This window comes from Mycobacterium sp. E2238 (assembly GCF_001672665.1).
Taxonomy (GTDB): Bacteria; Actinomycetota; Actinomycetes; order Mycobacteriales; family Mycobacteriaceae; genus Mycobacterium.
Genome location: NZ_LZKF01000116.1, coordinates 1 through 14,631, shown reverse-complemented (window position 1 = coordinate 14,631; position 14,631 = coordinate 1). Strand labels below are relative to the sequence as shown.

The window sequence follows — 14,631 nt, the reverse complement described above, 5'->3', positions numbered from 1 at the left end:
GCCCGTCGCGGCCGCACCCGCACCGGGTCCGAACAACCCGGTCAGGGCGTCGCGCACCGTGGGCCCGTAGCCGATCTTGTCGTTGTACATCATCGCCACCCGGATCAGCCGCGGGTAAGAGGAGGCGGCGTCGCTGGCCCCCGGGGAGGCGTAGACGGGTTCGACATAGAGCAGGCCGCCTTGGCCCACCGGCAGGGTGAGCAGGTTGCCCCAGCGGATCCGGTTCTGGTTGTCGCGCCCGATCACACCGAGGTCCTGGGACACCGCCGGGTCGGTGGTGATGGCGTTGTTCGCCAGTTTCGGCCCGTTGACCTGACCCGGGATGGTCAGCACGGTGATCCTGCCGTAGGTCGCCGGGTCGGAGCTGGCGCTGATGTAGGCGGCCAGGTAGTCGCGCTTGAACCTGTTCATCGCGCTCGTCAATTGATATGACGACGAATTGTCGTTCTTCGCAATGTTTTTCGCGACGATGTAATAGGGCGGCTGGTAGCTGCTGGCGGTCGGGTTGGGGTCCAGCGGCACGTCCCAGAAGTCGGACGTGGAGAAGAATGTCACCGGGTCGTTGACGTGATACTTGGCCAGCAACATCCGCTGCACCTTGAACAGGTCCTCGGGATAGCGCAGATGCTCGGCGAGTTCGGGGGTGATGTCGCTCTTCGGCTTGACCGTACCGGGGAAGACCTGCATCCACGCCTTGAGCACAGGGTCCTGCTCGTCCTGCTGGTACAGCGTCACGGTCCCGTCATAGGCATCCACCGTGGCCTTGACCGAGTTGCGGATGTAAGAGACGTCCTTGTTGGGCGCCAGCTTGTTGAACGCCACCTCGTTCGAGTCGGCGGTCGCCGATTCCAGCGAGGTCAGTTCGGAGTACGGGTAGTTGTCCAGGGTGGTGTAGCCGTCGATGATCCACACCAGTCGCTTGTTGACGATCGCCGGGTACACGGAGCTGTCGGTGGTCAGCCACGGCGCCACCGCCTCCACCCGCCGCGCCGGGTCACGGTTGAACAGGATCCGGCTGTTGGAGCCGATCACGTTGGAGAACAAGAAGTTTCGCTCCGCGAACTTGGCGGCGAACACGCTGCGGGACAGCCAGTCCCCGACGGGCACGCCCCCCAACCCCGTGTAGGTGTAGTTTTTGGTCTCCGCACTGGTCTCGTAGTCGTATTCGCGGTCGGCGCCGTTGCGGCCGACGATCGCGTAGTCGGCGGACGCGCTGGAGATGACCGGGCCGTAGTAGATGCGCGGCTGGTCCAGCGGCGCCGGGCCGTCGGAAACCACGTTGCCGTTGGCGCCGACGACGTTGACCAAAAACTCGGGGTAGCCACCGTTTTGGTTGGGGTCGTTGGCGACGCCGCGCACCGTGTTGGCCGGCGACGCGATGAAGCCGTTGCCGTGCGTGTAGACGCTGTGCCGGTTGATCCAGTCCCGCTGGTTCTCGATCAGCCGGTCGGGATTGAGTTCGCGGGCCGCGACGACATAGTCGCGCAGCGCGCCGGTGCGGTCCACGTAGCGGTCGATGGACAACTGGTCGGGGAAGTAGTAGAAGTTCTTGCCCTGCTGGAACTGGGTGAACGCCGGGCTGACGATGGTCGGGTCGAGCAACCGGATGTTGGAGGTGGTCGCCCGATCGTCGGCCACCTGCTGCGCGGTGGCCTGCGTGTCACCGGAGTACGTGCGATAGCTGACCACGTCCGAAGTGAGCCCGTACGCCTGCCGGGTCGCCGTGATGCTGCGCCCGATGTATTCGCTTTCCTTCTGCGCGGCATTGGGTTTGACGCTGATCTGCTCGACGATCAACGGCCACCCGGCACCCACGATCAACGACGACAGCAACAACAACACCAGGCCGATGGCGGGGATCCGCAGATCTTTCAGCACGACCGCGGAGAACACCGCGGCCGCGCAGATCAGCGCGATCGCCATGAGGATCAGCTTGGCCGGCAGCACCGCGTTGATGTCGGTGTACCCGGCGCCGGTGAACGGCTTACCGCCGCGGGTGTGCGACAGCAACTCGTAGCGGTCCAGCCAGTACGCGACCGCCTTGAGCACCACCAGCAGCCCCACCAAGGTGACCAGCTGGATGCGGGCCGAACGGCTCAGCGCGCCGGTGCGGCCCGAGAGCCGGATCCCGCCAAAGATGTAGTGCGCCAATACGTTGGCCACGAACGCCAGGAACGCGGCCACGAACAGGTAGCTGAGCAGCAGCCGGTAGAACGGCAGGTCGAACGCGTAGAAGCCGAGGTCCTTGCCGAACTGCGGGTCCCGGATGCCGAAGTCGCCGCCGTGCATGAACAATTGGATGCGCACCCAATAGCTTTGCGCGATGATGCCGGCCAGCAGGCCGATCGCGACCGGCACCCCGATCCCCACCAGCCGCAGCCGGGAGAGGACGACCGCGCGATACCGGGCCACCGGATCGTTGTCACTGCTCGGCACGAACACCGGGCGGGTCCGATAGGCCACCGCGAGACCGGCGAACACGATCCCGCCCACCAGCAGGCCGGCCACCAGAAAGACCACGAACCGGGTGACCAGCACGGTCGTGAACACCGAGCGGTAGCCCAGCTCACCGAACCACAGCCAGTCCACGTACGCGTCGATCAGCCGCGGGCCGGCGAGCAGCAAAGCGATCACACCCAGTGCGATCAGGATCAGAATCCGGCTACGCCGAGTCAGCTTCGGCATCCGTGCGGTGGGCCGCATCCCCACTGGCTACGCTCCCTGCTCGATTGATCGACGGTGACAACTCTACGCATCGCGCGGCCCGCGATCCCGGCCGAGCTTCAGCAGCTTGGTGCCTGGCCCCCCGACGCGACCGCGTGCAGCGCGTCGACCGCCTGGCTGAGCGTCTCGACCTTTACCAGGCGCAGCCCGGACGGGTTGTCCGAGTTCGCCTCGTAGCAGTTTTTGGCCGGCACCAAGAACACGGTGGCGCCCGCCGCGTGCGCGGCGACCATCTTGTGCGTGATGCCGCCGATCTGGCCCACCTTCCCGTCCGCCGAGATGGTGCCGGTCCCCGCGATGAACTTCGACCCGGTCAGGTCACCGGTGGTCAGCTTGTCGACCACCGCCAGGCTGAACATCAGGCCCGCCGACGGCCCGCCCACGTTGGCGAGGTTGAAGTCGACGACGAAGGGCGCCCAGGGCGCGGTGAGTACGGCGACACCCAGGAAGCCGTAGTCGCGATCCTTGTTCGCGCCCAGCGTAATTTGCGCGACGCCGGCCGGCTCGTTCTTGCGTCGGTAATCGATGGTCACGGTTTGGCCGGGTTTGGTGCTCTTCAGCAATCCCGTGAACTGGTCGACGTCGGCCACCGGGGTGCCGTTGACCGCGTCGATGGCGTCGCCGGCCTTCAGCTTGCCCGCCGACGGACCCGGATCGGTGACCCTGGCGACCGTCACCGCGGCGGGGTACTTCAGATATCCCAGGGCGGCGTACTCCGCGCTGTCCTCGGAGTCCTTGAAGTCCGCATTGTTGGCCTTGTCGACCTCGTCCCGCGACTTGCCCGGCGGGTAGATCAGGTCGCGCGGAACCAGCTGTTCCTGACCCGAGAGCCACAGCGTCAGCGCTTCGCCCAGCGTCAGCTCGTCGCGCTGGGACACCGTGGTCATGTTCAGGTGTCCCGTGGTCGGATGCGTCTGGGTGCCCTCGATCGCCACGACCTGCTTGCCGTCGACCTCACCGAGCGTGTCGAAGGTGGGACCGGGGCCCAGCGAGACGAACGGCACCGTCACCACCGCGAGCAGCACGCCGAAGACCAGGATCGGCACCAGCGCGACCATCAAGGTCAGAATCCGCCTGTTCACGCCGATTACACTAGACGGAGCCCGCCGCGCCGGGTTCAGCCACAAGCTGACCCGAGATCGCCCACCCCGTTCCGGTGGTGAGTACCGTTAACGGTATGGCTGACCTGCCTTTCGGCTTCTCCTCTGGAGAAGACCCCGACAAACCCGGGAAGAAAGATCCCAATTCGGGCTCTGGCGGCTCCGATCCGTTCGGCGCATTCGGCATGGGCGGCGAGTTCGGCATGGGCGACCTGGGACAGATCTTCACCCAGCTGGGTCAGATGCTCAGCGGCGCGGGCGCCGGGATGGCCGGCGGCGGACAGTCGGGCCCGGTCAACTACGAACTGGCGCGCCGGGTGGCGACCAACTCGATCGGGTTCGTGGCGCCGATCCCGGCCACGACACACTCGGCGATCGCCGACGCGGTGCATCTCGCCGAGACCTGGCTGGACGGCGCCACGGCGCTGCCCGCCGGCACCACCAAGGCGGTGGGCTGGACCCCGGCCGACTGGGTCGACAACAGCCTGGAAACCTGGAAGCGGCTGTGTGACCCGATGGCACAACAGATTTCGACGGTGTGGGCGTCGTCGCTGCCCGAGGAGGCCAAGAGCATGGCCGGCCCGCTGATGGCGATGATGTCGCAGATGGGCGGCATGGCCTTCGGCTCCCAGCTGGGGCAGGCGCTGGGCCGGTTGTCCCGCGAGGTGCTGACGTCGACCGAGATCGGTCTGCCGTTGGGGCCCAAGGGCGTTGCCGCGATCCTGCCCGATGCCCTGGAGTCGTTCGCCGCCGGACTCGAGCAGCCCCGCAGTGAGATCCTGACGTTCCTCGCCGCCCGCGAGGCCGCCCACCACCGGCTGTTCAGCCACGTGCCGTGGCTGTCGAGCCAGGTGCTGGGCGCCGTGGAGGCCTACGCGATGGGCATGCAGATCGACATGAGCGGAATCGAGGAGCTGGCCCGCGACTTCAACCCGGCAACACTGTCCGACCCGGCGGCCATCGAAAACCTCTTAGGGCAGGGCGTTTTCGAGCCCAAGGCGACCCCCGCGCAGACGCAGGCGCTGGAACGCCTCGAGACGCTGCTCGCGCTGATCGAAGGCTGGGTGCAGGTGGTGGTGAACGCGGCCCTGGGCGACCGGATTCCGGGGGCGGCCGCGCTCGGCGAGACGCTGCGCCGCCGCCGCGCCACCGGCGGCCCGGCCGAGCAGACGTTCGCCACGCTGGTGGGCCTGGAGCTGCGGCCCCGCAAGATGCGCGAAGCCGCCGCGTTGTGGGAGCGCCTCACCGAGGCCGCCGGCGTGGACGCCCGCGACGCCATCTGGCAACACCCCGATCTGCTGCCCGACGCCGAGGACCTCGACGACCCGGCCGGCTTCATCGACCGGGTCATCGGGGGCGACACCAGCGGCATCGACGAGGCGATCGCCAAACTCGAGGAGAACCCGGAGGACCCGGACGCCGGTCCTGTGGACAACTGACGTAGCCGGTCGCCGCAGGCGTGCCACAGTGCACCCGTGCCACCGGCCGTCCTTTCTACCTATGCGCTGGACCCGGCCATGCCGGTGCTGCTGCGGCCCGACGGCGCCGTTCAGGTCGGTTGGGATCCGCGCCGCGCCGTACTGGTGCGTCCGCCGGGCGGCCTGGCCGCGCCGGAGCTGGCCGCGCTGCTGCGGTCCATGCGATCACCGACTCCGCTATCGGAGCTACAGCGCCGGGGCGCCGACCGCGGCCTGCGGGACGCGGACGGGTTGACGGACTTGGTTGCCCAGTTGGTCGGTGCGGGCGTCGCGACAGAATGCGCGAAGTCCCGCGGCCGGGCGCCGTCCATCCGGATCCACGGCCGCGGCCCGCTTTCGGAACTGCTGGTCGAGGCGTTGCGCTGCTCGGGCGCCCGGGTCGCCCACAGCAGCCAGCCGCATGCCGCCGTGTCGGGCACCGCCGTCGACCTGGTGGTGCTGTCCGATTACCTGGTCGCCGACCCCCGCATGGTCCGCGAGCTGCACACGCAGGCCGTCCCCCACCTGCCGGTGCGGGTCCGCGACGGCGTCGGACTGGTCGGTCCGCTGGTCATCCCCGGCACGACCAGCTGCCTGGGCTGCGCCGACCTCCACCGGCGCGACCGGGACGCGGCGTGGCCGGCCATCTCGGCGCAGCTGCGCGAAACCGTCGGTGTGGCCGACCGGGCCACGTTGCTGGCGACCGCCGCGTTGGCGCTCAGCCAGGTGAACCGGGTGATCGCGGCGGTTCGCAAGCAGCGGACGGTGCCCGACCCGGGCCCGCCCCAGACGCTGAACGCCACGCTGGAATTCGACCTCAACGCCGGCGCGATCATCGCACGGCGATGGACCCGACATCCGTTGTGCCCGTGCTGAAGCGGGCGGTCAGCCCAGCCGGCCCTGGTCCGGGACGTTCGTCGACACCGCCTCGTAGGCCGTCGCGAGCTGGTGCAGGATCTCCGCGCTCAAGGTGCGGTCGGTCCGATGTTTGTCCAGGGTTTCGATGATCGCCCTGAACAAGGAGTCGGCGGCGTCGTGCTGCGATTGCTTTGCTGCCATGGTCTGGTCGATACCGCCCTTCGGATCTGCCTTCCGGTGGGTCGCCCAGTGCAACCCGCACGGTCAAACCTAGGGCGCGGCGCCGCCGGGTGCCCGGCGATAAGTGTTGTGAAGATCAAGCGCGAGCGGGACCGGCCGTCATGGATGATGGATACGTGGCAGACATCAAACGCGGCCGCGCGGCGCGGAACGCGAAGCTGGCCAGCATCCCGGTCGGCTTCGCCGGCCGGGCGGCGCTCGGCTTCGGTAAGCGGCTGACCGGCAAGTCGAGGGACGAAGTCCAGGCCGAGCTGATGGAGAAAGCCGCCAACCAGCTGTTCACCGTCCTGGGCGAGCTCAAGGGCGGGGCGATGAAGGTGGGTCAGGCCTTGTCGGTGATGGAGGCCGCCATCCCGGACGAGTACGGCGAGCCCTACCGCGAGGCGTTGACCAAGCTGCAGAAGGACGCGCCGCCGCTGCCCGCACACAAGGTGCACCGGGTGCTCGACGCCCAGCTGGGCACCAAGTGGCGCGAGCGGTTCGAATCCTTCGACGACAAACCCATTGCGTCGGCCAGCATCGGCCAGGTACACAGGGCGGTCTGGGCCGACGGGCGCGCCGTCGCCGTCAAGATCCAATACCCGGGCGCGGACGAGGCGCTGCGCGCCGACCTGAAAACCATGCAGCGGCTGGTCGGCGTGGTCAAGCAGCTCGCGCCCGGCGCCGACGTCCAGGGCATCGTCGACGAGCTGATCGAGCGCACCGAGATGGAGCTCGACTACCGGCTGGAGGCGGACAACCAGCGCGCCTTCGCCAAGGCCTACGAGGGCCACCCGCACTTCGTCATACCGCACGTCGTGGCCAGCGCGCCCAAGGTCGTGGTGCAGGAGTGGATCGAGGGGTTGCCGCTGGCGGAGATCATCCGCAACGGGACCCGTGAGCAGCGCGACCTGATCGGCACCCGCCTGCTCGAGCTCACCTTCGACGCGCCGCGCCGGCTGGGGATGCTGCACGGCGACGCCCACCCGGGGAACTTCATGCTGCTCCCCGACGACCGGATGGGCGTCATCGACTTCGGCGCCGTCGCGCCCCTGCCCGGCGGTTATCCCATCGAGCTCGGGATGACGATTCGGCTGGCCCGCGACAAGAACTACGACCTGCTGTTGCCGACGATGGAGAAGGTCGGTTTCATCCAGAAGGGCCAGCAGGTGTCGGTGCGCGACATCGACGAAATGCTGCGCCAGTACGTCGAGCCCATCGAGGTCGACGTCTTCCACTACACGCGCAAGTGGCTGCAGCGCATGACGGTGGGCCAGATCGACCGGTCGGTGTCGCAGATCAAGACGGCCCGGCAGATGGACCTGCCGCCCAAGCTGGCCATCCCGATGCGTGTCATCGCGTCCGTGGCCGCGATCCTGTGCCAGCTGGACGCGCGGGTGCCGATCAAGCGGCTGTCCGAGGAGCTGATCCCGGGCTTCGCCGAGCCCGACAACGCAATCGTCTAGGCCGCGACCCCGTCTTTGCGGGGCCGTCCGCGCGGTCGTTTGAAGCTCAGGATCGCGCCTCGGTCGAGGATCTCGCCGCCCCACACACCCCAGGGCTCGGCCCGCTCCAGCGCCGACGCCAGGCACTGACGCCGAATCGGGCAGCCCGCGCAGAGGGCCTTGGCGCGCTCGAGGTCGGCCGGCGTCTCGGCGAACCACAGGTCGGGGTCGTTGCTGTGACACGGCAAGACCGGTGACGGCGGTCTTTGGACTGTCAGTGCCGACATGTCCTGCTCACCTGCTTCCTGGTCGGGGCTTCCTTTGAGTGATCCGGACCAGGGAGCGGGGCTGAAAACGTTGGAGCCCCAAAAACTGTGGCCACGGATCCTTGACTTCGGGTCCGTGGCCATTCGGTGAAAACCGGGGAGTTACGTGGCCATTCGGTGGACCTCGAGTCGCACGGACGCGTTCGTCGCGGCGGCGGCGGCGCGATGCTTCAACGCGGCCGCCGGCATAGCGGCATGCTTGAGCGCGGCCGCGGGGGCGGCCACGTCCACACCGAACGCGTCGTTGATCATCGTGGCCACCCTCCTTCCGTTACGCCAGAACGCGGTTTCGAGGGTAGACGGTCGCCGCCCCGCGCCACAACCGATTTTCTGACCTGCGCCTTTACCGGTCAGCGGGCGCGCACCAGCCCCAGCACGTCGGGCCCGTACTGTTCCAGCTTGCGCGCGCCGATGCCGGGGATCGCGATCAGCGCGTCCTCGTCGCCGGGGCGCAGCTCGGCGATGGCGATCAGCGTGTTGTCGGTGAAGACGACATACGCGGGCACGTTCTGCTCCTTGGCCACGTCCAGCCGCCACGCCTTGAGCCGCAGCAGCAGCTCTTCGTCGACGTCGGCGGCGCACGTTTCACAGCGCCGGAGCATGACCGCCGCCGGGGTGGACAGGTCCTTGTTGCAGATGCGGCAACGCGCCGGGGCGCCGCGGTTGCGCCGGGCCTTGCCCGGGGCGCTGTCGTTGCGAGCTTGCGGTGCGATGCCGTTGAGAAATCGCGACGGCCGGCGGCCCTGCCGCCCGCCGGGGCTGCGGGCCAGCGCCCAGCTGAGCGCCAAATGAATTCGCGCCCTGGTGATTCCGACGTAGAGCAGCCGGCGCTCCTCCTCGACGGCCTCGCTTTCGGGGCCGTGCGCCAGCGCGTGTGAGATGGGCAGCGTGCCGTCGGCCAGCCCGACCAAGAACACCGCGTCCCACTCCAGGCCCTTGGCGGCGTGGAGCGAGGCCAGCGTGACGCCCTGCACCACCGGTGGGTGCCGCGCGTCGGCGCGCAGCCGGAGTTCGGCAAGCAGGCCCGGAAGCTCCAGCTGCGGGCGCTGCGCCACCTCGTCGTCGACCAGCTCGGCCAGCGCGGTCAGCGCCTCCCAGCGCTCCCGGGCGCGGGCGCCGACGGGCGGCTCGGCGGTCAGCCCCAACGGTTCCAGGACCGCCCGCACGACCGCGGGCAGCGGGCCCGCCAGGCCATGTTCAGAGCCGCGCTCGGCGGCCCGCTGCAGCGCCAGTAACGCCTGTTTGATCTCCTGCCGGGTGAAGAACCCTTCACCGCCGCGGACCTGATAGGGGATGCTCGCCTCGGTCAGCGCCTCCTCGTAGGCCTCGGACTGCGCGTTGACCCGGTACAGCACGGCGATCTCCGACGGCGGCGTGCCCGCCTCGATCAGCCGGGCGATCGAGGCGGCGACCGCGGCGGCCTCGGCCGGTTCGTCGGAATATTCGTGGAACGACGGCGCCGGACCCGGCGGACGCTGCCCCAACAGGTGCAGCTTGCTGCCGGCGACCCGGCCCCGAGCTGCGGCGATCACCTGGTTGGCCAGCGACACCACCTGCGGGGTCGAGCGGTAGTCGCGCTCGAGGCGAACCACGGTCGCGTCGGGATACCGCCGCGAAAAGTCGAGCAGAAACCGCGGCGAGGCGCCGGTGAACGAGTAGATGGTCTGGTTGGCGTCGCCGACGACGGTCAGGTCGTCCCGGTCGCCCAGCCACGCCGTGAGCACCCGCTGCTGCAGCGGCGTGACGTCCTGGTATTCGTCGACGACGAAGCAGCGGTAGCGGCCCCGGAATTCGTCGGCCACGGCGGCATCGTTTTCGATCGCGGCCGCGGTGTGCAGCAGCAGGTCGTCGAAATCGAGCAGCGTCACCGACTCGTCGCGGACCTTGAGCGCCTCGTAGGCGGCGTACACGGTCGCGACGCGGGCGACGTCCAGCGGGATGTCCCGCCCCGCCTCGGCGACGGCGGCGGGGTACTCCTCGGGGCCGATCAGCGACGCCTTGGCCCACTCGATCTCCCCCGCCAGGTCGCGGACGTCATCGGTGCTGGCGTTGATCCGGGAGCGGCTGGCCGCCCGCGCCACCACGGCGAACTTGGTGTCCATCAGCTGCCAGCCGGTGTCGCCGACCACCCGCGGCCAGAAATACCGCAGCTGCCGGTGGGCCGCGGCGTGAAATGTCAGGGCCTGTACCCCGCCGACGCCGGTGTCCGTGCCCGCGGCGGCGTCCAGCGTCCGCAACCGGGAACGCATCTCCCCCGCCGCACGCTGGGTGAAGGTGACCGCCAGCACCTGCCCGGCCGCCACGTGACCGTTCGCCACCAGCTGCGCGATTCGGTGCGTGATGGTGCGGGTCTTGCCCGTCCCGGCACCCGCGAGCACGCAGACCGGTCCGCGCGGAGCCAGCACGGCCTCGCGCTGCTCGTCGTCCAGTCCGGCGGTCAAGGCGTCGGCGACCATCGGCATGGCGTCCATCTTGACAGCGGTCGCCGACAAAGCGTGGCCCCGCACGGCGCGCGTCGGCGAGTCGCCGCGACGCGCCGGTATCGGTACCGCGGTCGCGGCGCGGAACATGTTGTCCCCGGGCTACGTTAACGAGCTATGACCAACGCCCCGCTCACCGTCTACACGACTTCATGGTGCGGCTACTGCCACCGCCTGATGACCGTGTTGAAGTCCAACGGAATCGCTTATCAGGCGGTCGACATCGAAGACGACCCCGCGGCGGCGGAGTTCGTCGGTTCGGTCAACGGCGGCAACAGGACGGTTCCGACGGTGAAGTTCGCCGACGGGTCGACGCTGACCAACCCGAGCGCGGCCGAGGTCAAGGCCAAGCTGGCCGAAACCGGCGCCTAGCGGCGGCGGGTCAGTCGAGCGCGGCCCAGGATTCGATGATCACGCGGGCGATCGAGATCGACCCGGGCAGCAACAGTTTCGAGTCCGCCGAGCTGGACCAGTCGCCGACCGCCAGCGCCGCGCGCACCTCGTCGCGGGTGAACCACGCCGCCTCGGCGATTTCGCCGTCGTTGAACGAGAAGTCCTCACCCGGGTGCGCGACCGCGTGGAAGCCGACCATCAGCGAGCGCGGGAACGGCCACGGCTGGCTGCCCAGGTAGCGCACGTCGCGCACCGTGAGGCCGATCTCCTCGCGGATCTCGCGCGCGACGCAGACTTCGAACGACTCGCCGGCCTCGACGAATCCGGCCAGCAGCGAGAACATCCGCTCCGGCCACACCGCCTGGCGGGCCAGCACCGCGCGGTCGCCGCCGTCGTGGACCAGGCAGATCACCGCAGGGTCGATGCGCGGGAACTCCTCGTGGCCCGTGACCGGGTTGACCCGCGCCCAGCCCGCCCGGGCCGGTCGCGTGGGCGAGCCGTCCACCGAGCTGAACCGCGCGCTGTCATGCCAATTGAGCAGCGCGACGGCGGACGAGACCAGCTGACTGCTGGTGTCGTCGAGGATCGCGCCGAGGCCGCGCAGGTTCACCACCTCGGCGCGCACATCCGGGTCCTCCGGCGCCTCGAGCGCGCCCCGGATGGCCCACACGTGGCGGTCGTCATCGAGGCGGCCGAGGAACACCGCTTCCGGCGGCGGCTTGTCGGCCAGCTTGGCCGCGGCGCCGAGCACCACGCGGCCGTCGGCGATGAGCACCTGACTGCGCGAGTCCACCCGCAGCAGCGCCGCGTCCGCCCACCCCGCGGTGGCCGCTTCGACGTCGGTGCGCAGCTGGTCGGCCCGGTCGGCGCCGACACGCGACAGCAGCGGGACATTCCGCAGCTGGAAGTCCGCGATCGCCACTAGTGCCCCGTTTCGTGGCGATCCGCCGCGACCGGCGCCGCCGCTCTTGCGATCGCCACTAGTGCCCCGCCTGGCGGATATACAGCAGCCGGTCGTTGGCCTCGACGGCGTCCACCTCGGGTGCGCCGATGCGCAGCAGGTGGCCGTCGCGCACCACGCCCAGCACGATGTCGCGCAGATGCCGTGGGGAGCCGCCGACCTCGGTGGGCTCCACCTCGCGCTCGGCGATGGCCAGCCCGAAATCGGGTGTCAGCAGGTCTTCGATCATCTCCACGACGCTGGGCGTGGTGGTGGCAAGCCCCAGCAGCCGCCCGGCGGTCGCCGAGGAGACCACCACCGAGTCCGCGCCCGATTGTTGCAGCAGGTGCTGGTTTTCGGCCTCCCGGATCGACGCCACGATCTTGGCGTTGGGTGCGATCTCCCGCGCGGTCAGGGTGACCAGCACCGCGGTGTCGTCGCGGCTGGTGGCCACGATGATCGAGGCCGCGTGTTGCGCGCCGGCCAGCCGCAGCACGTCGGCCTTGGTCGCGTCGCCGTGCACGGTGACCAGGCCCGCGCTGGCGGCGTGTTCGAGGGTGGTGCGGTCCGTGTCGACGACGACGACCTCCCCCTGGGCCGCCTCGTCGCCGAGGATCGCGGCGACGGCGGTTTTGCCCTTCGTGCCGTAGCCGATCACGATCGTGTGGTTGCGCACTCTGCTCCTCCAACGCTGAATCTTCCACCCTTGGCGGGACCGCTCGGAGAGGACTTCGAGGGTCGTGCCGACCAAGACGGCCAGGAACGCGATCCGCAGCGCGGTAAAAATCAGCGTGTGAACCAGACGCGCGGTTTCGGTGTAGGGGGTGATGTCGCCGTAACCGGTCGTCGACAGTGACACCGCGGAGAAGTACACGGCGTCCAGGAAGGTCAGCGGCTGGCCCCGGACGTCGCGGTACCCGTTGCGGTCCGCGTACACGATGACGGCCGCGGCGAACAACACCACCAGCGCGATGACCACGCGGCGGGTGATCACACGGATGGGGCTGGCGTGCTCCTCGGGGATGCGCACCACGCCGACCAACTGGTGGCCCCGCTGCGCGGTCAGCGCTTCATCCAGACCGGTCAGTTGCCGGGACCTACCGTTGCGCACGGCGGTCCGTTATCGGCTCAACGCCCGCGCAGGAGTCACGCACGACTCAATGTAACCACGAGCGCGGCCCCGGTACCCGGGCAGCGCAAAGTCAGCCGGCGGCGGGCTCGGCCAGCAGGCCGGCCAGGTCAGCGGGGGCGGGCAGATCGTCGGGAGCGACCGTGGTGCGGGCGCGCACGTAATAGAACGCCGTCCGTACCGACGATTCCGGAACACCGGACAGGGCGGCCCACGCCAGGCGGTAGACGGCGAGCTGGACGGCGGCCTGGCGCATGGCTTCCGGCCCGTGCGGCGGCTCGCCGGTCTTCCAGTCCACGACCGTCGTGCCGCCGTCGGGGTCGGCGAACACCGCGTCAATTCGGCCGCGCACCAGGGTGTCGCCGATGGGCATCTCGAACGGCACCTCGACGGCGATGGGAGTGCGGGTCGCCCAGGGCGATTCGGTGAATGCCGCCTGCAACGCGGCCAGCCCCCGGACGTCGCCCACGTCGGAGTCCGCCGCGCCCGGCAGGTCCGCGAGATCGAAGAGACACTCGGCGCCGTAGAACTGCTGAACCCAGGCGTGAAAGACGTTGCCCAGCAACGCATGCGGGTCCGGGCGGGTGGGCAGCCGGTGCCGGAGCCGCTGCGCGGCGCCCGCGGGGTCCCGCGCCAGCTCCACCAGGCCGCTGACCGACAACTGACTCGGCAGTGCGCCGGTGGACGGTTCGACCAACCGCGCCCGCTCGGCAAGTAACGCGTCGACGTCGGCCGCCCAGCCCTCGATATCGGCCCCGGCCCCGCCCTCGCCGCCCGACATCGCCCGTGTCACCAACGCGGCACCGCGCTCGACGTCACCGCGCCGGGTCAACGGGTCGGCGGGCCAGACCGCCTCGACGACGTTGTCGCGCAACGGGTTACGATCGCCGTCCGCCGGCGCGGGTGCCCATTGATCCACCTCCCCACAGGGCGCGCCGGCCGCGGCCGAACGGTCGATGACCTCCTTGATCTCGCACAGGAAATCGGAGGGGCCGCGCGGTTTGATGCCGGAGGCGCCCCAGTGGTGACCCGACACCAGCAGCGTGTCCTCCGCCCGGGTGACGGCGACGTAGAGCAGCCGGCGTTCCTCGTCGACGCGCCGCTGGTCGAGCTGGCGGCGATGCTCGGAGATCTTGTCGGACAATTGCTTTCGGTTGGTGACGTCGGAGGTGTCCAGCACCGGGATGCCCAGCGCGCCGGCCGAGGCACGGTCGCCCCTCAGCAGCGGCGGCAGCTCGGCCGCGTCGGTGAGCCAGCTGCTCCTGGACGCGGTCGAGGGAAAGGTTCCGCCCGACAGGTGCGCCACCGCCACCACCTGCCACTCCAGCCCCTTCGCGGAGTGCACCGTGAGCACCTGGACGCGGTCGCGCGCGGCCACCAACGGCGCGGGCGGCAAACCGTTCTCGACGGACTCCGCCACGTCCAGGAACGCCAACAGGCCCGACACCGATGCCGCGGTGCGGCGGTCCGGCACGCCTGCGACGTCGGCTCGTTCGGCGTATCCCGCGACGACGTCGGCGAACGCGTCGAGGTGTTCGGTGCCGGCCCAGCCTCTGTCCG

13 protein-coding genes are annotated in these 14,631 nt (G+C 69.6%); 4 read left to right on the top strand and 9 right to left on the bottom strand.

The window, feature by feature from the left end; translation table 11 throughout:
* On the bottom strand, positions 1-2,709 hold a 2,709-nt coding region (locus A5711_RS10040; RefSeq protein ID WP_067945996.1), incomplete at its 3' end, for a UPF0182 family protein.
* Positions 2,710-2,783: 74 nt separating this feature from the next.
* Complete coding sequence (locus A5711_RS10035) at positions 2,784-3,806, bottom strand: PDZ domain-containing protein (protein ID WP_067945992.1); 1,023 nt, start codon at positions 3,804-3,806, stop codon at positions 2,784-2,786.
* Positions 3,807-3,883: 77 nt separating this feature from the next.
* On the opposite strand from A5711_RS10035, the gene A5711_RS10030 reads away from it, so the two are divergent.
* Together A5711_RS10030 and A5711_RS10025 are read left to right on the top strand one after the other, a co-directional pair.
* Positions 3,884-5,263 carry a zinc-dependent metalloprotease gene (locus tag A5711_RS10030; RefSeq protein ID WP_197520773.1) on the top strand — a complete coding sequence of 460 codons (1,380 nt, stop codon included), beginning with the start codon at positions 3,884-3,886 and terminating at the stop codon, positions 5,261-5,263.
* A 78-nt stretch (positions 5,264-5,341) separates the two neighbouring features.
* A complete protein-coding gene (locus tag A5711_RS10025; RefSeq protein WP_067945988.1) occupies positions 5,342-6,157 on the top strand; it encodes a TOMM precursor leader peptide-binding protein in 816 nt (271 codons plus the stop codon).
* 9 nt (positions 6,158-6,166) lie between these two features.
* On the opposite strand, the gene A5711_RS27200 is transcribed toward A5711_RS10025, so the two are convergent.
* Entirely contained in the window at positions 6,167-6,340 is a 174-nt protein-coding gene (locus tag A5711_RS27200; protein WP_197501048.1) for a hypothetical protein, read from the bottom strand.
* A gap of 140 nt (positions 6,341-6,480) precedes the next feature.
* On the opposite strand from A5711_RS27200, the gene A5711_RS10015 reads away from it, so the two are divergent.
* Positions 6,481-7,824 (top strand): AarF/ABC1/UbiB kinase family protein, encoded by a 1,344-nt coding sequence (locus A5711_RS10015; RefSeq protein WP_067945985.1) that lies wholly within the window; start codon positions 6,481-6,483, stop codon positions 7,822-7,824.
* Here A5711_RS10015 and A5711_RS10010 read toward each other — a convergent pair.
* The 3 genes from A5711_RS10010 to A5711_RS10005 all read right to left on the bottom strand — a co-directional run bounded on the left by A5711_RS10010 (position 7,821) and on the right by A5711_RS10005 (position 10,591).
* Entirely contained in the window at positions 7,821-8,090 is a 270-nt protein-coding gene (locus A5711_RS10010) for a WhiB family transcriptional regulator (protein ID WP_067945983.1), read from the bottom strand. The two genes, A5711_RS10015 and A5711_RS10010, sit on opposite strands and share 4 nt — an antisense overlap.
* 141 nt (positions 8,091-8,231) lie before the next feature.
* Positions 8,232-8,381: a hypothetical protein gene (locus tag A5711_RS27195; protein WP_197501055.1), complete on the bottom strand. Its 150-nt coding sequence runs from the start codon at positions 8,379-8,381 to the stop codon at positions 8,232-8,234.
* Positions 8,382-8,479: 98 nt separating this feature from the next.
* Positions 8,480-10,591, bottom strand: coding sequence for an ATP-dependent DNA helicase UvrD2 (locus A5711_RS10005; protein WP_197520772.1), 2,112 nt, complete (start codon positions 10,589-10,591; stop codon positions 8,480-8,482).
* A gap of 135 nt (positions 10,592-10,726) precedes the next feature.
* Between A5711_RS10005 and mrx1 the strand changes: the two genes are divergently transcribed.
* Entirely contained in the window at positions 10,727-10,981 is a 255-nt protein-coding gene (gene mrx1, locus A5711_RS10000; protein ID WP_067945981.1) for a mycoredoxin Mrx1, read from the top strand.
* 10 nt (positions 10,982-10,991) lie between these two features.
* On the opposite strand, the gene nudC is transcribed toward mrx1, so the two are convergent.
* From nudC to A5711_RS09985, 3 genes are all read right to left on the bottom strand, one after another.
* Positions 10,992-11,924, bottom strand: coding sequence for an NAD(+) diphosphatase (gene nudC, locus A5711_RS09995; protein ID WP_067945979.1), 933 nt, complete (start codon positions 11,922-11,924; stop codon positions 10,992-10,994).
* Positions 11,925-11,982: 58 nt separating this feature from the next.
* Positions 11,983-13,053, bottom strand: a complete 1,071-nt coding sequence (locus tag A5711_RS09990) for a TrkA family potassium uptake protein (protein WP_067945977.1) — start codon at positions 13,051-13,053, stop codon at positions 11,983-11,985.
* A 91-nt stretch (positions 13,054-13,144) separates the two neighbouring features.
* The coding region (locus A5711_RS09985; protein WP_197520771.1) for a 3'-5' exonuclease at positions 13,145-14,631 on the bottom strand (1,487 nt) is incomplete at its 5' end.